Source organism: Leifsonella bigeumensis, from assembly GCF_039537265.1.
Taxonomy (GTDB): Bacteria; Actinomycetota; Actinomycetes; order Actinomycetales; family Microbacteriaceae; genus Terrimesophilobacter; species Terrimesophilobacter bigeumensis.
Genome location: NZ_BAABAE010000003.1, coordinates 1,145,957 through 1,161,659 on the forward strand (window position 1 = coordinate 1,145,957; position 15,703 = coordinate 1,161,659).

The window sequence follows — 15,703 nt, forward strand, 5'->3', positions numbered from 1 at the left end:
ATGAAGACGGGACACCATGGAACTCGACGACCTCCTTGCGGCGCTGAACGACGGCCAGACCATCACCGGGAACTCACCACTGCACACGGTCATGCACCGGGTCAGTCAGGATGCCCTGCGCGTCACCGGTGAACTCAACAGCGGATATCACGACCCAGGCGAAGTCCGGCAGCTGCTGGGGCACCTGACCGGCAAGCCGGTGCACGAATCTGTGACGGTGTTCCCACCGCTTTACTCGGACTTCGGGAAGAACCTCACCCTCGGGGAGCGGATTTTCATCAACGCAGGGTGCACGTTTCAGGACCAGGGCGGTGTCACGATCGGCGACGACTGTCTGATTGGGCACAACACCGTGTTCGCCACCCTCAACCACGAGCTCGATCCCACGAAACGCAAGGACATGCATCCGGCGCCCATCATCATCGGTCGCAACGTGTGGATCGGATCCAACGCGACCATTCTGTCGGGCGTGACGATAGGCGACAACGCCGTCGTCGCGGCGGCATCCGTCGTCACAAAAGACGTACCGGAAAACACCATCGTTGTGGGCTCACCCGCACGAGTGGTGCGGTCGCTTACCGACTGAACCGCACTGATTCGGGCCGGCGACTACTGCGCCCAGACCGGCGCGGCGGCGTTCGCCGCATCGCCGATGCGGTGCACGCGCAGGTCGTTCGTCGAACCGGTGATGCCGGGGGGCGAACCGGAGATCACGACGACCTTGTCGCCGATCTCGGCCAGGCCCTGCGCGAGCAGGATGTCGTCCACCTGCCTGAACATCGCATCCGTGTGCGTGACCGGATCGACAAGGAACGACTGGATCCCCCAGGTGAGCGCCATCCTGCGCAGGATGCCCACCTCCGGCGTGAAGGCGAGCATCGGGATCTTGGAGCGCAGTCTGGCCATCCTCCGCGCCGAGTCGCCGGACTGCGTGAACACGCACAGGAACCTGGCCTCGACGAAGTCGGCGACCTCGGCCGCGGCCAGGGTGATCGCGCCGCCCTGGGTGCGCGGCTTCACACCGAGCGGCAGGATGCGGTCGAGGCCATGCTCCTCCGTCGACTCGATGATGCGCGCCATCGTCTGCACGGTGATGACCGGGAACTCGCCCACACTCGTCTCACCGCTCAGCATGACGGCGTCGGTCCCGTCGAGGACGGCGTTGGCGACATCCGAGGTCTCGGCACGCGTCGGGCGGGGACTCGAGATCATCGACTCGAGCATCTGCGTCGCCACGATCACGGGCTTGGCCATCCGACGGCACAGCTCGACAGCCTGCTTCTGCACGATCGGCACCGCCTCGAGCGGGAGCTCCACCCCGAGATCGCCGCGGGCGACCATGATGCCGTCGAAGGCGTCGATGATGCCCTCGAGGTTGTCGACGGCCTGCGGCTTCTCGATCTTCGCGATGACCGGGACCTTCCGTCCCTCCTCGGCCATGATCTCGTGCACCCGCACGATGTCGTCGGCGCTGCGCACGAAGGAGAGCGCAATCAGGTCCGCGCCGAGCCCGAGGCCCCAGCGCAGATCCGCCTCGTCCTTGTCGGAGAGCGCTGGAACGTTCACAGCGACCCCCGGCAGGTTGATGCCCTTGTTGTTGGAGACCGCGCCGGGCACCTCGACCGTGGTCGTGACGACCGTTCCGTCGGTCGCTGTCACCCGCAGCGTGACCTTGCCGTCGTCGATGAGCAGCGGGTCGCCAGCCTTCACGTCGCTCGGGAGACCCTTGTAGGTGGTCGAGGAGATGTCCTTGTTGCCGACGATGTCCTCGGTCGTGATCCGGAACACGTCTCCCACGGCCAGCTCGTAGGGCCCGCCCTCGAACTTTCCGAGGCGAATCTTCGGCCCCTGAAGGTCGACGAGGACGGCGACGACGCGCCCAGCGGCATCCGCGGCCCGCCTCACGTTCGCGTAGACCTCCTCGTGCACGTCGTAGCTGCCGTGGCTGAGGTTCATCCGCGCGACGTCGACCCCGGCATCGATGATGGCCCTGATGTTCTCGTAGCTGGAGGTGGCCGGGCCGAGGGTCGCAACGATCTTTGCGCGTCTCACTGTGTTCCTTTGTTCGCGGTCTTGGTGTCGGTGGTCCGACGTCGGGTCAGGTCAGAGGGACAGCGCCCGGTCGGTGGGACGCACCGGCGCCGGCAATTCGGTGTCCCCTTCAAGGTACCGGTCCACGGCGGCCGCCGCCGCCCGGCCCTCCGCGATCGCCCAGACGATGAGCGATTGGCCCCGGCCGGCGTCGCCCGCGACGAACAGGCCGGGAGTGCTCGACTGGTAGTCATCGTCGCGCACGAGAGTCCCGCCGTCCACGGCGACGCCGAGCTCCGACTCCAGGGCGAAGCTCTCGGTGCCGGTGAACCCGAGGGCGAGCAGCACGAGGTCGGCCGGGACCTCCCGCTCGGTGCCCGACCTGGGGACGCGCCGGCCGTCGAGGTACTCGGTCTCGGCGACCCTGATGGCGCGCACCTCCCCCGCCGCATTCGGCAGGAACTCGACGGTGGAGGCCAGGAACAGGCGTTCGCCGCCCTCCTCGTGCGCCGTCGACACCTCGAAGACGAGCGGATGCGTCGGCCAGGGCTGGTGCGCGGCACGCGCCTCGGGCGGTCGTGTGCCGATCGCGAGCGTCGTGACGGAGAGCGCTCCCTGCCGGTGGGCGGTGCCCAGGCAGTCGGCCCCGGTGTCCCCGCCTCCGAGGATGACCACGTGACGACCCGCAGCAGTGATCTGGCCCGGCACTGTGTCGCCCGCACCGACGCGGTTCTGCTGCACGAGGTAATCCATGGCGAAGTGGACGCCGGCGAGGTCGCGCCCCGGCACCGGCAGGTCGCGGGGCTCGAGTGCGCCGGTGGCGACGATCACGGCGTCGTAGCGGCTCCGCAGCTCGCCCCACCCGATGTCGACGCCGATGTTGACCCCGGCGCGGAAGCGGGTGCCCTCGGCCTGCATCTGGCGCAGCCGGTGCTCGATGTGCTTCTTCTCGAGCTTGAAGTCGGGGATGCCGTAGCGCAGGAGGCCGCCGATGCGGTCGTCCCGCTCGAACACGGCGACCGTGTGCCCGGCGCGCGTGAGCTGCTGGGCTGCGGCGAGACCGGCCGGGCCGGAGCCGACGACCGCCACCGTCTTGCCGGTGAGGCGCTCGGGCGGATGCGGCTGCACCCAGTCGTTCGCCCAGGCCTGGTCGATGATCGACTGCTCCACGAGCTTGATCGTGACCGGCTCCTGGCTGATCCCGAGCACGCACGAGCTCTCGCACGGCGCGGGACAGAGCCGGCCGGTGAACTCCGGGAAGTTGTTGGTCGCATGGAGACGCTCGCTCGCCTCACGACCCTCACCACGACGGATGAGGTCGTTCCACTCGGGGATGAGGTTGCCGAGCGGGCAGCCCTGGTGGCAGAACGGGATGCCGCAGTCCATGCAGCGTCCGGCCTGCCGTTTGAGCACCGCACCATCGCCCGGCTCGTAGATCTCTTTCCAGTCCATGAGCCGGATGGGGACGGGCCGCCGCGCCGGCAGTTCGCGCGAGCGGGTCTTCAGAAAGCCCTTCGGATCAGCCACCGGTCACCTCCATGATGCGTCCCCAGACGATGTCCCCGTCGGGGTCGAGCCCCTCGAGCTCCGCGGCCGCCCTGGCCTCGGAGACCGCAGCGAAATCGCGTGGGATGACCTTGACGACGTCGGCGACGGCCGAATCGAAGTCCCCCAGCATCCTGCCGGCCAGGGCGGAACCGGTGAGCTCGAGGTGCTGCGCGAGGAGACTTCTCACGAGTTCGACGTCGGCGCGGTCGAGCACCTCGAGTTTCAGCTCGCCGCTGTCGAGCGCCTCACGATTGAGGCGGTCGGGGCGCAGCCGGTGGATGTAGGCCGTGCCACCCGACATCCCGGCTCCGAGGTTGCGGCCGACGGGGCCCAGGATGAGCGCGGTACCGCCGGTCATGTACTCGAGTGCATGGTCGCCCGCGCCCTCCACGACGGCCGTTGCGCCGGAATTGCGCACGAGGAACCGCTCTCCGACGATGCCGCGCAGGAACATCCGGCCGCTCGTCGCGCCATATCCGATGACGTTGCCGGCGATGACGTTGCGTTCGGCGGCGAACACGCTCTCCCGGTCCGGCCGCAGAACGATGTCCCCGCCCGAGAGTCCCTTGCCGACGTAGTCGTTCGCGTCGCCCTCGAGCCGCAGCGTGATGCCGCTCGGCAGGAAGGCGCCGAGCGATTGCCCGGCCGTACCGTGCAGCGTGATGTCGATGCACTCGCGCGGAAGGCCATGTTCGCCGTAGCGCTTCGTGACCTCGTGGCCGAGCATCGTGCCGATCGCCCGGTCGGTGTTGCGAACGGGAACCTCGATGACGACCGGATGCCCGTTCTCGAGCGCGTCGGCGCTCAGCTCGATGAGCTTCGTGTCGAAGTGCTTCTCGAGTTCGTGGTCCTGAGGCACCCGATGCGCCAACGGCTCGCCCGGATCGAATGCACCGCCCGAGAGCACCGGTGAGAGGTCGAGCCCATCGGCCTTCCAGTGCGAGACGGCCGCCTCGACGTCGAGGAGCTCGCGATGCCCGATCGCCTCTTCGATGCTGCGAAAGCCCAGGGCGGCGAGGTATTCGCGCACCTCCTCGGCGAGGAACTCGAAGAAGTTGACGACGAATTCCGGCTTGCCGGTGAAACGGGCGCGCAACTCGGGGTTCTGGGTCGCGACGCCCACCGGGCAGGTGTCGAGGTGGCACACCCGCATCATGATGCAGCCGGAGACGACGAGCGGCGCCGTGGCGAACCCGAACTCCTCCGCCCCGAGCAGGGCGGCGACAATGACGTCGCGGCCGGTCTTCAACTGCCCGTCGACCTGCACGACGACGCGGTCGCGCATCCCGTTGAGCATGAGCGTCTGCTGAGTCTCGGCCAGGCCGATCTCCCACGGCGTTCCGGCGTGCTTGAGCGAGGAGAGCGGGCTCGCCCCGGTGCCGCCGTCGTGGCCGGAGACGAGCACGACATCCGCGAGGGCCTTCGTCACGCCGGCGGCGACCGCGCCGATCCCTGACTGGCTCACGAGCTTCACATGGATGCGGGCATCCGGATTCGCACGTTTGAGGTCGTAGATGAGCTGCTTGAGGTCCTCGATCGAGTAGATGTCGTGGTGCGGCGGAGGGCTGATGAGCCCGACCCCGGCGGTGGCGTGGCGGGTGCGCGCGATCCACGGGTAGACCTTGGACGGCGGGAGCTGGCCGCCCTCGCCGGGCTTGGCGCCCTGCGCCATCTTGATCTGGATGTCCGTCGCGTGCGTCAGGTACAGGCTCGTGACGCCGAACCGGGCCGAGGCGACCTGTTTGACAGCACTGCGCCGCTCGGGGTCGAGCAGGCGCTCGACCGTCTCGCCGCCCTCCCCCGTGTTGCTGCGCGCACCGAGCCGGTTCATGGCGATCGCGAGGGTCTCGTGCGCCTCCTCGCTGATCGAGCCGTAGCTCATGGCGCCCGTCGAGAAGCGCGTGACGATCGACGAGACCGGCTCGACCTCGGCGATCGGCACGGGCGGCCGGATGCCCTCCCGCAGCCCGAACAGCCCGCGCAGCGTCATGAGGCTGTTCGCCTGGTCGTCGACGAGCTTGGTGTACTCGCGGAAGATGTCGTAGCGGCGGGTTCGGGTGGAGTGCTGGAGCCGGAACACCGTCTCCGGGTTGAACAAATGGGGCGGCCCGCCGCGCCGCCACTGGTACTCGCCACCGGTCGCGAGGCGCTCGTGCGCCGTGCTGGCCGCCTCATCCGGGTAGGCGCTGCGGTGACGGGACAGGTTCTCTGCGGCGATCACGTCGATCCCGATACCGCCCAGCCTCGACGTCGTTCCGGTGAAGTATTCGTCGACGAAACCCTGGTCGAGCCCGATGGCCTCGAAGGCCTGCGCTCCCGCGTACGAGGAGACGACCGAGATCCCCATCTTCGACATGGTCTTGAGCACGCCCTTGCCGAGCGCCTTGATGATGTTCGCGACAGCCTTCTCCGGCGTCACGTCGGTGAGCACGCCGCTGCGGACGAGCTCCTCCGCGGTCTCCATGGCGAGGTACGGGTTGATCGCGGAGGCGCCGTAGCCGACGAGGAGGGCGACGTGGTGCACCTCGCGCACATCCCCGGCCTCGACGATGATGCCGACTTTCAGCCGGTTCTCCTGCCGGATGAGGTGGTGGTGGATCGTCGAGAGCATGAGCAGCGACGGGATGGGGGCCAGATCCTTGTTGGAGTCGCGGTCGGAGAGCACGAGGTACTTCGCCCCGTGCTCGATCGCGTCATCGACCTCGTGGCACATCGCGGCGAGCCGGTTGGCGAGGGCATCCGGTCCCTCGTCGAAGCGGTACAGGCCGCGAATGGTCGTCGTCGTGCGGCTGCCGGGCGAGGCATCGATGTGCTGGATCTTCGCGAGCTCGTCGTTGTCGATCACCGGGAAGTCGAGCACGATCTGATACGCGTGCTCCGGCGTCGCCTCGAGCAGGTTGCGTTCGGGGCCGAGCGCGAGCTTCATCGAGGTGACGACCTCCTCGCGGATGCTGTCGAGCGGCGGGTTCGTCACCTGCGCGAACTGCTGGGTGAAGTAGTCAAAGAGGAGCCGAGGCCGGTCGGAGAGCACGGCGACCGGCGTGTCGGTGCCCATGGCCCCGATCGGCTCGGCTCCGGCCTGAGCCATGGGGGCGATGAGCACACTCACCTCCTCCTCGGTGTAGCCGAAGGTGCGCTGGCGACGGGTCACCGAAGCGGGGGTGTGCACGATGTGCTCTCGCTCGGGCAGGTCCTTGAGGTTGATGCGGCCATTCGCCAGCCATTGCCCCCACGGCTTCTGCGCGGCGAGCGAGTCCTTGAGCTCATCGTCTTCGATGAGCCGGCCTGCCTCGGTGTCGACGAGGAACATCCTCCCCGGCCGCAGGCGTCCCTTGCGCACGACCCGGCTCGGCTCGAACTCGAGTACCCCGATCTCGCTCGCGAGCACGACGAGGCCGTCATCCGTCACAAGGAAGCGGCCTGGGCGCAGCCCGTTGCGGTCGAGGGTGGCGCCGACGAGCGTTCCGTCGGTGAAGACCATGGCGGCCGGGCCGTCCCACGGCTCCATGAGCACGGAGTGGTATTCGTAGAACGCGCGACGCTCCTCGGCGAGGTCCGGCTGGTTCTCGTAGGCCTCGGGGATCATCATCATGATCGCGTGCGGCAGCGACCGGCCGCTCAGGGTGAGCAGTTCGAGCACCTCGTCGAAGGATGCGGAGTCGCTCGCCCCCGGAGTCACGATCGGCAGGAGGGGCCGGATGTCGCCGAGCAGGTCGGACTCCAGCTGGGACTGGCGGGCGCGCATCCAGTTGCGATTGCCCTGGACGGTGTTGATCTCGCCGTTGTGGGCGAGCATCCGGAACGGCTGGGCGAGCGGCCAGGAGGGGAAGGTGTTGGTCGAATAGCGGGAATGGACGAGGGCGAGCCGTGAGGCGAAGCGCTCATCGGAGAGATCGGGGTAGAACGGTTCGAGCTGGAGGGTCGTGACCATGCCCTTGTAGACGAGGGTGCGGCACGACAGCGAAGGGAAGTACACGTCGAGCTCGCGCTCGGCGCGCTTGCGGAACCGGAACGCAAGCCGATCGAGGGCGATGCCGGAAACACGTCCGCCCGACGGGTCGGCGCCGCTCAGGAACACCTGCTCGATGCGCGGCATGGCTTCACGGGCCAGCGCGCCGAGCTGCTCCTCGCGGACGGGGACCTCCCGCCAGCCGAGCACGGTGAGACTCTCGGACGCCGCGAGGTCCGCGAACTGCTCCTTGACGGTGGATCGCTCGCTGTCGGCGACGGGCAGGAACGCGGATCCGACGAGGTAGTGGCCCACCTCCGGCAGTTCGATGCCCGCCACGGCGCGCAGGAAGGCATCCGGGATCTGCGTCAGGATGCCGGCGCCGTCCCCGGTTCCGGCGTCGGAGCCGACCGCCCCGCGGTGCTCCATGTTCCGCAGTGCGGTGAGGGCCAGCTCGATGATGTCGTGCCCCGCCGTTCCGCGCAGGGTCGCGACCATGGCCAGGCCGCAGGCATCCTTCTCGAAGGCAGGGTCGTACAGCCCGGTCGCGCCGGGCACGGCGCTGAAACGCGTATGCGGTGGCTTCGGGACCATGGTGCGTCCTCACGGAATCGATCGAGGGACGACTTTGGCCCGTGAATGCTCGCGCCGGCCGGAGCCCGGATGAGTGCGCTGGAGCTATGACTTGGCTCGGCCGCTTATGGCAGCCTTGGTGCCCTTCGTTTCAGCGGACCTGGAGGGTTCTGTTGAGATCGAGCCGTCATTGCCTTCGAAATCAGAGTCCGAGTAAACGTCTTCAGAGTGTACAACAGCATCCGCCGACCACTCGCGACCCGGAACGTACGGGCTCGGTTCGATCCCCGGATGACGCCGGGACTGCACGATGATGATCACGAGGCCGACCAGGATCGCTCCGAAGGCGGCCCAGACGTTCGTGCGGATGCCGAAGAAGATCTCGCTCGGGTCGATGCGGATCGACTCGAAGAAGCTGCGGCCGACGCCGTACCAGATGAGGTAGAGGCCGAGCATCTTCCCCCACTGGAAGCGGTATGCGCCAGGCGTCGGCATCGGAACGTCAACGTCGAGGAACGGGATCGTCGTCTTCTGCAACCGCCACTTGCGCTCCAGGAAGAGCAGCACGCCGACGCCGATGAGGTTCCAGATGATCTCGTAGAGGAAGGTCGGGTGGAACAGGGTCCCCGCCGGAAGGCCGGCCGGAAATGCGGGATTGGTCGCCTCGATCTCGAGGCCCCACGGGAGGTCGGTCGGGAGGCCGAAGAGCTCGTGGTTGAAGTAGTTGCCGAGCCGGCCGAAGGCCTGCGCGAGCAGGAGGCTCGGTGCGAGTGCGTCGGCGAAGCTCCAGAACCGCACGCCCGACAGCCGGCATCCGATGAACGTTCCCAGCGCGCCGAGCATGAGCGCGCCGAAGATCGCCATGCCGCCCTCCCAGATGTAGAGGGTCTTCAGGAGGTCCTTGCCGGGGCCGAAGTAGTCGTCGGGATGGGTGACGACGTGGAAGATGCGTCCGCCGATGATCCCGAACGGCACCGCCCACAGGGCGATGTCGAGGACGAGTCCGGCATCCGCGCCGCGCTGCCTCAGGCGGTACCCGGTGAGGATCGTCGCGGCGATGATGCCGGCGAGGATGCACAGGGCGTAGGCGTGGATGTTGAGCACGTAGTCCGGTGAGAGGCCGAGCCCGGAGAACCACTCGCCGATCGGGATCCGCCACACCTGCCACGCGTAGTCGGGACTCGGGATGCTCGCCGGGAGCGAGATCATGGGCGCGATCACGATTCGAGGATGCCTTTCGTGGGGGATGACGCAGAAATGCTAGTTCAGCCTAGTACCGACGGCCAGGTCGGATGCCGTGCGGGCGAGTCCGGGAACGCCGCCGGAGTCGAGTGCTGCGACGAGGGCGGAGCCGACGATCGCGCCGTCCGCGTAGCCGAGCACCTCCCGCACCTGGTCACCGGTGGAGATCCCGAGGCCGACGCAGGCCCGCTCGGCTCCGGACTCCCGCAGCCTCGCGACGAGGGAACGGGCGGCGCTGTCGACCTCGGCCCTGGCGCCGGTGATGCCCATGGTCGAGACCGCGTAGACGAATCCACGGGACTGCGCCGAGATCATCCGGAGGCGCTCCTCGGTCGAGGAGGGGGCCGCGAGGAAGATCCTGTCGAGCCCGGTGCGCTCCGAGGCGTCCAGCCAGGCAGCGGCGTCGTCCGGGATGAGATCGGGCGTGATGAGCCCCGCTCCCCCGGCTGCCACGAGGTCGTCGGCGAACCGGTCGACGCCGTACTGCAGCACGGGGTTCCAGTAGGTCATGAGCACGACGGGCACGTCGACCCTCGCGGTGATCGCGCTCACCGCCTCGAAGGCGTGGGCGAGCCGGAATCCGCCGGCGAGAGCGGTCTGGGTGGCCTTCTGGATGACCGGGCCGTCCATGACCGGGTCGGAATATGGGAGGCCGAGCTCGATGACGTCGACGCCGTTCTCGGCGATCGCGACGGCGGCCTCGATGCTCGTCCTCAGGTCGGGGAACCCAACCGGCAGGTAGCCGATGAGCGCGCCGGATGCCGCAGCCCTGCGCGCGTCGATCGCCGCGCCGACACGGCTGAGCGGGGCGCTCACGACTTGTCCAGGATGTCGAACCATGCTGCGGCGGTCTCCATGTCCTTGTCGCCCCGGCCGCTCAGGCTCACCAGGATCGTGGCGTCGGGGCCGAGTCGGCGGCCGAGTTCGAGCGTTCCGGCGAGGGCGTGCGCGGACTCGATCGCCGGGATGATGCCCTCGGTTCGCGACAGGAGCCGGAGTGCGTCCATGGCCGCGGCGTCCGTGACCGGCAGGTACGTCGCGCGCCCGATGTCGGCGAGCCAGGCGTGCTCGGGTCCGACGCCCGGATAGTCGAGGCCGGCGGAGATGGAGTGCGACTCGATGGTCTGCCCGTCGTCGTCCTGCAACAGGTAGCTGCGCGCGCCGTGTAGCACGCCGGGGCGGCCCTTCGTGATGGTCGCGGCGTGCCGTGGGGTCTCGGCTCCGTCGCCGGCCGCCTCGAACCCGTAGAGGGCGACACTCTCGTCGTCGAGGAAGGCGTCGAAGATGCCGATCGCGTTCGATCCGCCGCCCACGCACGCGGTCACGGCATCCGGGAGCGCCCCGGTGAGGTCGATGACCTGCTGCCTGGCCTCCTCGCCGATGACCTTCTGGAAGTCGCGGACCATGGCCGGGAACGGATGCGGCCCGGCCACGGTGCCGAAGATGTAGTTGGTCGTCGCGACGTTCGTGACCCAGTCGCGCATGGCCTCGTTGATGGCGTCCTTGAGGGTGCGCGAGCCCGCCGTGACCGGGATGACCTCGGCACCGAGGAGGCGCATCCGTGCGACGTTGAGCGCCTGGCGCTCGGTGTCGACCTCGCCCATGTAGATGACGCAGTCCATGCCGAGCAGGGCTGCGGCGGTGGCCGTCGCGACGCCGTGCTGCCCTGCGCCCGTCTCGGCGATGACCCGGTTCTTACCGATGCGCTTGGTGAGGAGCGCCTGGCCGAGCACGTTGTTGATCTTGTGGGAGCCCGTGTGGTTGAGATCCTCCCGCTTGAGGATGATGCGCGCACCGCCGGCGTGCTCGGCGAACCGCGGTACCTCGGTGATGATCGACGGCCGGCCGGTGTAGGTGGCGTTCAGTCGTTCGAGCTCGGCCCGGAAGGCCGGGTCGACCTTCGCCGCCGCGTACGCGGCAGTGAGTTCGTCGAGTGCCTCGACGAGGGACTCCGGAACGAACCGGCCGCCGTATTCGCCGAAGTACGGCCCTGAGGCGTCGCGCAGGCTCCCGTGTCGCTCCGTCATCAGCCGGCCAGGAATTCTGTGAGGGTCGCGACAGGGTCACCCGTCACGAGCGCTTCGCCGACGAGAACGACGTCGGCGCCGGCCTCGCGGTAGCGGGCGACATCCGCCGCCGTTTTGACAGCGGACTCCGCGACCCTGATCGTCCCGGACGGCAGGCGGTCGACCAGTCGCGGGAAGATTCCAGGATCGAGCTCGAAGGTCGAGAGATTACGGGCGTTGATCCCGATCACGCTCGCGCCGAGGTCGACCGCCCGCGCGACCTCCTCCGCGTCATGAGCCTCCACGAGAGCGGTCATGCCGAGTTCGGTGACGAGAGCGTACAGCTCGACGAGGTCCGCCTGTTCGAGTGCGGAGGCCATGAGGAGCACGAGGTCGGCGCCCGCGGCCCGTGCCTCGAACACCTGGTACGGGAGCACGATGAAGTCCTTGCGGAGCACCGGCAGGCTCACCCGCGCCCGCACCGCTTCGAGATCCTCGAGCGAGCCGCCGAACCGGCGGCCCTCGGTGAGCACGCTGATCGCGCTCGCTCCCCCGGTCTCGTACCGGGCGGCGAGGGCGGCCGGGTCCGGGATGTCGGCGAGTGCCCCGCGGGACGGGCTCGCCCGCTTGACCTCGGCGATGATCTTCACCCGGTCGGCAGGTGCGAGCGCGGCCAGCGCGTCGAGCGCAGGGGCGCGATCCAGCGCCGCCCTCTCGACATCCGCCTGGCTGCGTACGGCTCGACGCGCGGAGGCGTCGGCGACGGCCCCCGCGATGAGTTCGCTGAGCACGCGCTAGTGGGTGCTCTTCGGCTGGTATCGCGGACCGGCGACACCGTAGCCGAGCCTGGCGAGGATCCAGCCGACGATGGGCCCGGCGACGACGAGGACGGCGGCGACCCAGATCATCCACATCGACACGAACCAGAACGCGAAGGTGCCGAGCGTGAAGCCGACCAGCATGATGAGGACCGCGACCCACGCCGCCGGGGAATGCCCGTGGCCCGGATCCGAAATGTCTTCGCTGCTCATGTCACTCCCGTGGGTCTCGCTGCCGAAAGAATGCACCCAGTCTAGCGGGAGCCGGTCGACCCCGAGCGCGGCTCACCAGAGGTCGGGTCGGCCCCGCCGCTCAACGCATCCCAGTCGGAGACCGCGTGCTCGCCTCCGGCGGGCCGGGGATCTGCTGCGGCATCCGCCGCCTCGAATCGCACCGGTTGGTACCTACCCGATGAGCCGGGCCAGACGCGACCGGTCACCACGATCGAGAGCCCGAGCACGGCCAGGAGCAGGCCCGCGACGAACGCGACGAACGGCCAGGCGGTCGCCGGAACGGCGGCGACGAGCGCGGAGACGGCTTCGTGGCCGGCGATGCCCGTCGCGGTGGTCACGAGCGGCTCGACCGCCGACACGGGCGAGAGCAGAGCGAGCGACGCCGAGAGGACGATGCAGCCTCCGACGAGGACCTGGAGTAGAGCGAGGACGATCCGGAACACCCGGCCGGAGATGGCCATCGCACCGACCCCGGCGAGGCCGGCGAGAGCCAGGGCTGCGACCGCGGGCGCCGCGACATCGCCGCCGGCAGGAATCGGCGGATGCGTCGCGGAGGCGCCGCCGAGCGTCGCCACGAACCAGGGCTGCGACCAGGCCAGCAGCGCGGCACCCGAGAAGAGGATGCCGAGCAGGAGGCTCACGGACTTGAGGCGCCGACCACGACTGTTCGCCGTCATCGTTCGACCCGGCGCATCGCGTTCGCGACCGCGACCGCTCTCAGCGGCGCCGCCGCCTTGTTCTGCGACTCCACGAACTCCGACACCGGGTCGGAGTCTGCGACGATGCCGGCTCCGGCCTGGACGCGGGCGACCCCGCCGGCGATCGTGGCCGTACGGATCGCGATCGCGAGGTCGAGGTCCCCGGAGAACCCGAAGTAGCCCACGACTCCCCCGTACAGCCCGCGCTGGGCCGGCTCGAGTTCGTCGATGATCTCGAGCGCCCTCGGTTTCGGCGCACCGGAGAGGGTGCCGGCCGGGAAGGTGGCCCGGAAGACGTCGATGGGTGCGGCATCCGGTCGGAGATCGCCCTCCACCGAGGAGACGAGATGCATGATGTGGCTGAAGCGCTCCACCTGCATGAACTCGGTCACCTCGACCGTGCCCGGTGCGCATACCTTCTGCAGGTCGTTGCGGGCGAGATCGACGAGCATGAGGTGCTCCGCGCGCTCCTTCGCGTCGGCGAGCAGTTCGTTCGCGAGGTCGAGGTCGTGCTCCGGGGAGTCGCCGCGCGGCCGGGAGCCGGCGATCGGATGCATGTACACGCGTCCGTTCTCGGTCTTCACGAGGGCCTCGGGCGACGAGCCGACGATCCAGTACGGTTCTCCCGCCGGGTCGGCGAGCGAAAGCAGGTACATGTAGGGGCTCGGGTTCAGCGACCTGAGCACCCGGTACACGTCGATGGGCTCGGCGGTGACCTCGTGGTCGAAACGCTGCGAGAGGACGACCTGGAAGACATCGCCTTCACGGATGTAGCGCTTGCCGGCCTCGACGGATGCCCCGAAGGTCGCCGCATCGACGCGGCTGCTGGCCGCCGGGTCGCGGGAGAGGTCCACCTCGGCGAGCCAGGCCTCCGAGGGCTGGGCAAGACGGGACTGGAGCGAGTCGAGGGCGGCGCCTGCCGTCGACCAGAGCGCATCCGCGTCATCCACACCGTCGTTGAGCACCGTCGCGATGAGCAGCACCGTCCCGGTGCGGTGGTCGACGACCACGAGCTCCTTCACGAAGCCGAACGCCTGACCCGGGATCTCGTAGTCGGCGGGCGGGGCATCCGGGAGCCGTTCGATCTGCCGGATCGCCTCCCAGCCGATGAAGCCGATGAGGCCTCCGGTGAGCGGCGGATGCCCCGGGATGCGCGGCGTCGCCCAGCGCGCGTGCAGGCGGCCGAGCGCCTCGAGCGGTGCCGAGGGCGCATCCGCCCCTAGCGCGCGGTCGGCGGGCAAGCCGTAGTCGAGCCAGGTCGCGGCGCCGTCCTCCTGGGTGAGGACGCCGAAACTCGAGACGCCGATGAAGGAGTAGCGCGACCAGATGCCGCCCTGCTCCGCCGACTCGAGCAGGAAGGTGCCCGGGGCGCCCGCGGCGAGCTTGCGGTAGATGCCGACCGGGGTCTCGCCGTCGGCGAAGAGCTCCCGGATGACCGGGACGACCCGATGGTCGGCCAGGAGAGTGTCGAACTCCTCGCGCGTCGTCGAGGTCATGCGCGGGCCTCAGCATCGAAGCACGAGTGCGCGCCGGTGTGGCAGGCGGCGGCGACCGGTGCGACCGTGACGAGCAGGACATCCGCATCGCAGTCGAGAGCGGCGGAGAGGACCGTCAGGTGATTGCCGGAGGTGTCGCCCTTGCGCCAGTACTCCTGCCGGGAGCGCGACCAGAACGTCACGAGACCGCAGCCGAGGGTGCGGCGGAGCGCTTCGGCGTCCATCCAGGCGAACATGAGCACGTCGCGTGAGCCGTCCTCCTGCACGATCGCCGGCAGCAGGCCGTCTGCACCGAACACCGCCTGGTCCACGATCTCGTCGATCTCGCCCGGATTCATGTCGCCTCCCTCACAAGGATGCCCTGCGCGGCGAGCTCGCGCTTCACCTCGCCCACCGTCAACTCTCCATTGTGGAACACCGAGGCGGCGAGCACGGCATCCGCCCCCGCGAGCACCGCAGGGGCGAAATGCTCGAGCGCACCGGCACCCCCTGAGGCGATGACCGGCACGCTGCTGAGTTCGCGCATCGCCGCCACGAGCTCGAGGTCGAAACCGGACCTCGTTCCGTCGGCGTCGATCGAGTTGACGAGCAGCTCGCCCGCACCGCGCTCGATCGCCTCCCTCGCCCAGTCGAGAGCGTCGAGCCCGGTCTCGGTGCGGCCGCCGTGCGTCGTCACGACGAAGCGCCCGGCTCCAGAGGCGCCGACGCGCTTGACGTCGAGCGAGAGCACGAGCACCTGCGCCCCGAACCGGTCGGCGATCTCGTCGATGAGCGCAGGCCTCGCGATCGCAGCGCTGTTGACCCCCACCTTGTCGGCGCCTGCACCGAGAAGGCGGGCGACATCCTCCGCGCTGCGGACGCCCCCGCCCACCGTCAGCGGGATGAACACCTGCTCGGCAGTGCGGGTGACGAGCTCATAGGTCGTCTCGCGGCCGGCCACCGTCGCGGTCACGTCGAGGAACGTGAGTTCGTCCGCGCCCTGCTCGTAGTACCGACGGGCGAGCTCGACCGGGTCGCCCGCGTCGCGCAGATCGAGGAAATTGACGCCCTTGACCACCCGGCCGTCTGCGACGTCCAGGCACGGGATGACCCTCACCGCGACACCCAT

13 protein-coding genes are annotated in these 15,703 nt (G+C 69.0%); 1 reads left to right on the forward strand and 12 read right to left on the reverse strand.

Going from position 1 to position 15,703, the window contains the following annotated elements:
- The first annotated feature begins 16 nt into the window (after positions 1-16).
- Positions 17-586 (forward strand): DapH/DapD/GlmU-related protein, encoded by a 570-nt coding sequence (locus tag ABD678_RS10690; protein ID WP_344756462.1) that lies wholly within the window; start codon positions 17-19, stop codon positions 584-586.
- Between the two features lie 23 nt (positions 587-609).
- On the opposite strand, the gene pyk is transcribed toward ABD678_RS10690, so the two are convergent.
- The 12 genes from pyk to hisF all read right to left on the reverse strand — a co-directional run bounded on the left by pyk (position 610) and on the right by hisF (position 15,703).
- Entirely contained in the window at positions 610-2,052 is a 1,443-nt protein-coding gene (gene pyk, locus ABD678_RS10695) for a pyruvate kinase (protein ID WP_344756464.1), read from the reverse strand.
- Between the two features lie 51 nt (positions 2,053-2,103).
- Positions 2,104-3,558, reverse strand: coding sequence for a glutamate synthase subunit beta (locus tag ABD678_RS10700; RefSeq protein ID WP_344756466.1), 1,455 nt, complete (start codon positions 3,556-3,558; stop codon positions 2,104-2,106).
- On the reverse strand, positions 3,551-8,122 hold the full coding sequence (gene gltB / locus ABD678_RS10705) for a glutamate synthase large subunit (protein ID WP_344756468.1): 4,572 nt from the start codon (positions 8,120-8,122) through the stop codon (positions 3,551-3,553). Before gltB ends, ABD678_RS10700 begins: the two co-directional genes overlap by 8 nt.
- 84 nt (positions 8,123-8,206) lie before the next feature.
- Positions 8,207-9,310, reverse strand: a complete 1,104-nt coding sequence (gene lgt, locus ABD678_RS10710) for a prolipoprotein diacylglyceryl transferase (RefSeq protein WP_344757172.1) — start codon at positions 9,308-9,310, stop codon at positions 8,207-8,209.
- Between the two features lie 51 nt (positions 9,311-9,361).
- Entirely contained in the window at positions 9,362-10,183 is an 822-nt protein-coding gene (gene trpA, locus ABD678_RS10715; protein ID WP_344756470.1) for a tryptophan synthase subunit alpha, read from the reverse strand.
- Positions 10,156-11,370, reverse strand: a complete 1,215-nt coding sequence (trpB, locus tag ABD678_RS10720; protein WP_344756472.1) for a tryptophan synthase subunit beta — start codon at positions 11,368-11,370, stop codon at positions 10,156-10,158. The genes trpA and trpB overlap by 28 nt, the downstream gene beginning before the upstream one ends.
- Positions 11,370-12,140: an indole-3-glycerol phosphate synthase TrpC gene (trpC, locus tag ABD678_RS10725; protein WP_344756474.1), complete on the reverse strand. Its 771-nt coding sequence runs from the start codon at positions 12,138-12,140 to the stop codon at positions 11,370-11,372. Before trpC ends, trpB begins: the two co-directional genes overlap by 1 nt.
- A 3-nt stretch (positions 12,141-12,143) precedes the next feature.
- The gene (locus ABD678_RS10730; protein ID WP_344756476.1) at positions 12,144-12,380 is read right to left on the reverse strand and encodes a DUF6704 family protein; all 237 of its coding nucleotides are present in this window, start codon (positions 12,378-12,380) and stop codon (positions 12,144-12,146) included.
- A 41-nt stretch (positions 12,381-12,421) separates the two neighbouring features.
- Positions 12,422-13,078, reverse strand: a complete 657-nt coding sequence (locus ABD678_RS10735) for a Trp biosynthesis-associated membrane protein (RefSeq protein WP_344756478.1) — start codon at positions 13,076-13,078, stop codon at positions 12,422-12,424.
- Entirely contained in the window at positions 13,075-14,595 is a 1,521-nt protein-coding gene (locus ABD678_RS10740) for an anthranilate synthase component I (RefSeq protein WP_344756480.1), read from the reverse strand. Before ABD678_RS10740 ends, ABD678_RS10735 begins: the two co-directional genes overlap by 4 nt.
- A complete protein-coding gene (gene hisI / locus ABD678_RS10745) occupies positions 14,592-14,933 on the reverse strand; it encodes a phosphoribosyl-AMP cyclohydrolase (RefSeq protein WP_344756482.1) in 342 nt (113 codons plus the stop codon). The genes ABD678_RS10740 and hisI overlap by 4 nt, the downstream gene beginning before the upstream one ends.
- Positions 14,930-15,703 (reverse strand): imidazole glycerol phosphate synthase subunit HisF, encoded by a 774-nt coding sequence (hisF, locus tag ABD678_RS10750; RefSeq protein ID WP_344756484.1) that lies wholly within the window; start codon positions 15,701-15,703, stop codon positions 14,930-14,932. The genes hisI and hisF overlap by 4 nt, the downstream gene beginning before the upstream one ends.

What these genes read in the sequence shown, in the direction of transcription:
- ABD678_RS10690 (WP_344756462.1), top strand. Translation starts at nt 17, where the DNA reads ATGGAACTCGACGACCTCCTTGCGGCGCTGAACGACGGCCAGACCATC.
- gltB (WP_344756468.1), bottom strand. Translation starts at nt 8,122, where the DNA reads ATGGTCCCGAAGCCACCGCATACGCGTTTCAGCGCCGTGCCCGGCGCG.
- lgt (WP_344757172.1), bottom strand. Translation starts at nt 9,310, where the DNA reads ATGATCTCGCTCCCGGCGAGCATCCCGAGTCCCGACTACGCGTGGCAG.
- trpA (WP_344756470.1), bottom strand. Translation starts at nt 10,183, where the DNA reads ATGGTTCGACATCCTGGACAAGTCGTGAGCGCCCCGCTCAGCCGTGTC.
- trpB (WP_344756472.1), bottom strand. Translation starts at nt 11,370, where the DNA reads ATGACGGAGCGACACGGGAGCCTGCGCGACGCCTCAGGGCCGTACTTC.
- ABD678_RS10730 (WP_344756476.1), bottom strand. Translation starts at nt 12,380, where the DNA reads ATGAGCAGCGAAGACATTTCGGATCCGGGCCACGGGCATTCCCCGGCG.
- ABD678_RS10735 (WP_344756478.1), bottom strand. Translation starts at nt 13,078, where the DNA reads ATGACGGCGAACAGTCGTGGTCGGCGCCTCAAGTCCGTGAGCCTCCTG.
- ABD678_RS10740 (WP_344756480.1), bottom strand. Translation starts at nt 14,595, where the DNA reads ATGACCTCGACGACGCGCGAGGAGTTCGACACTCTCCTGGCCGACCAT.
- hisI (WP_344756482.1), bottom strand. Translation starts at nt 14,933, where the DNA reads ATGAATCCGGGCGAGATCGACGAGATCGTGGACCAGGCGGTGTTCGGT.
- hisF (WP_344756484.1), bottom strand. Translation starts at nt 15,703, where the DNA reads ATGGGTGTCGCGGTGAGGGTCATCCCGTGCCTGGACGTCGCAGACGGC.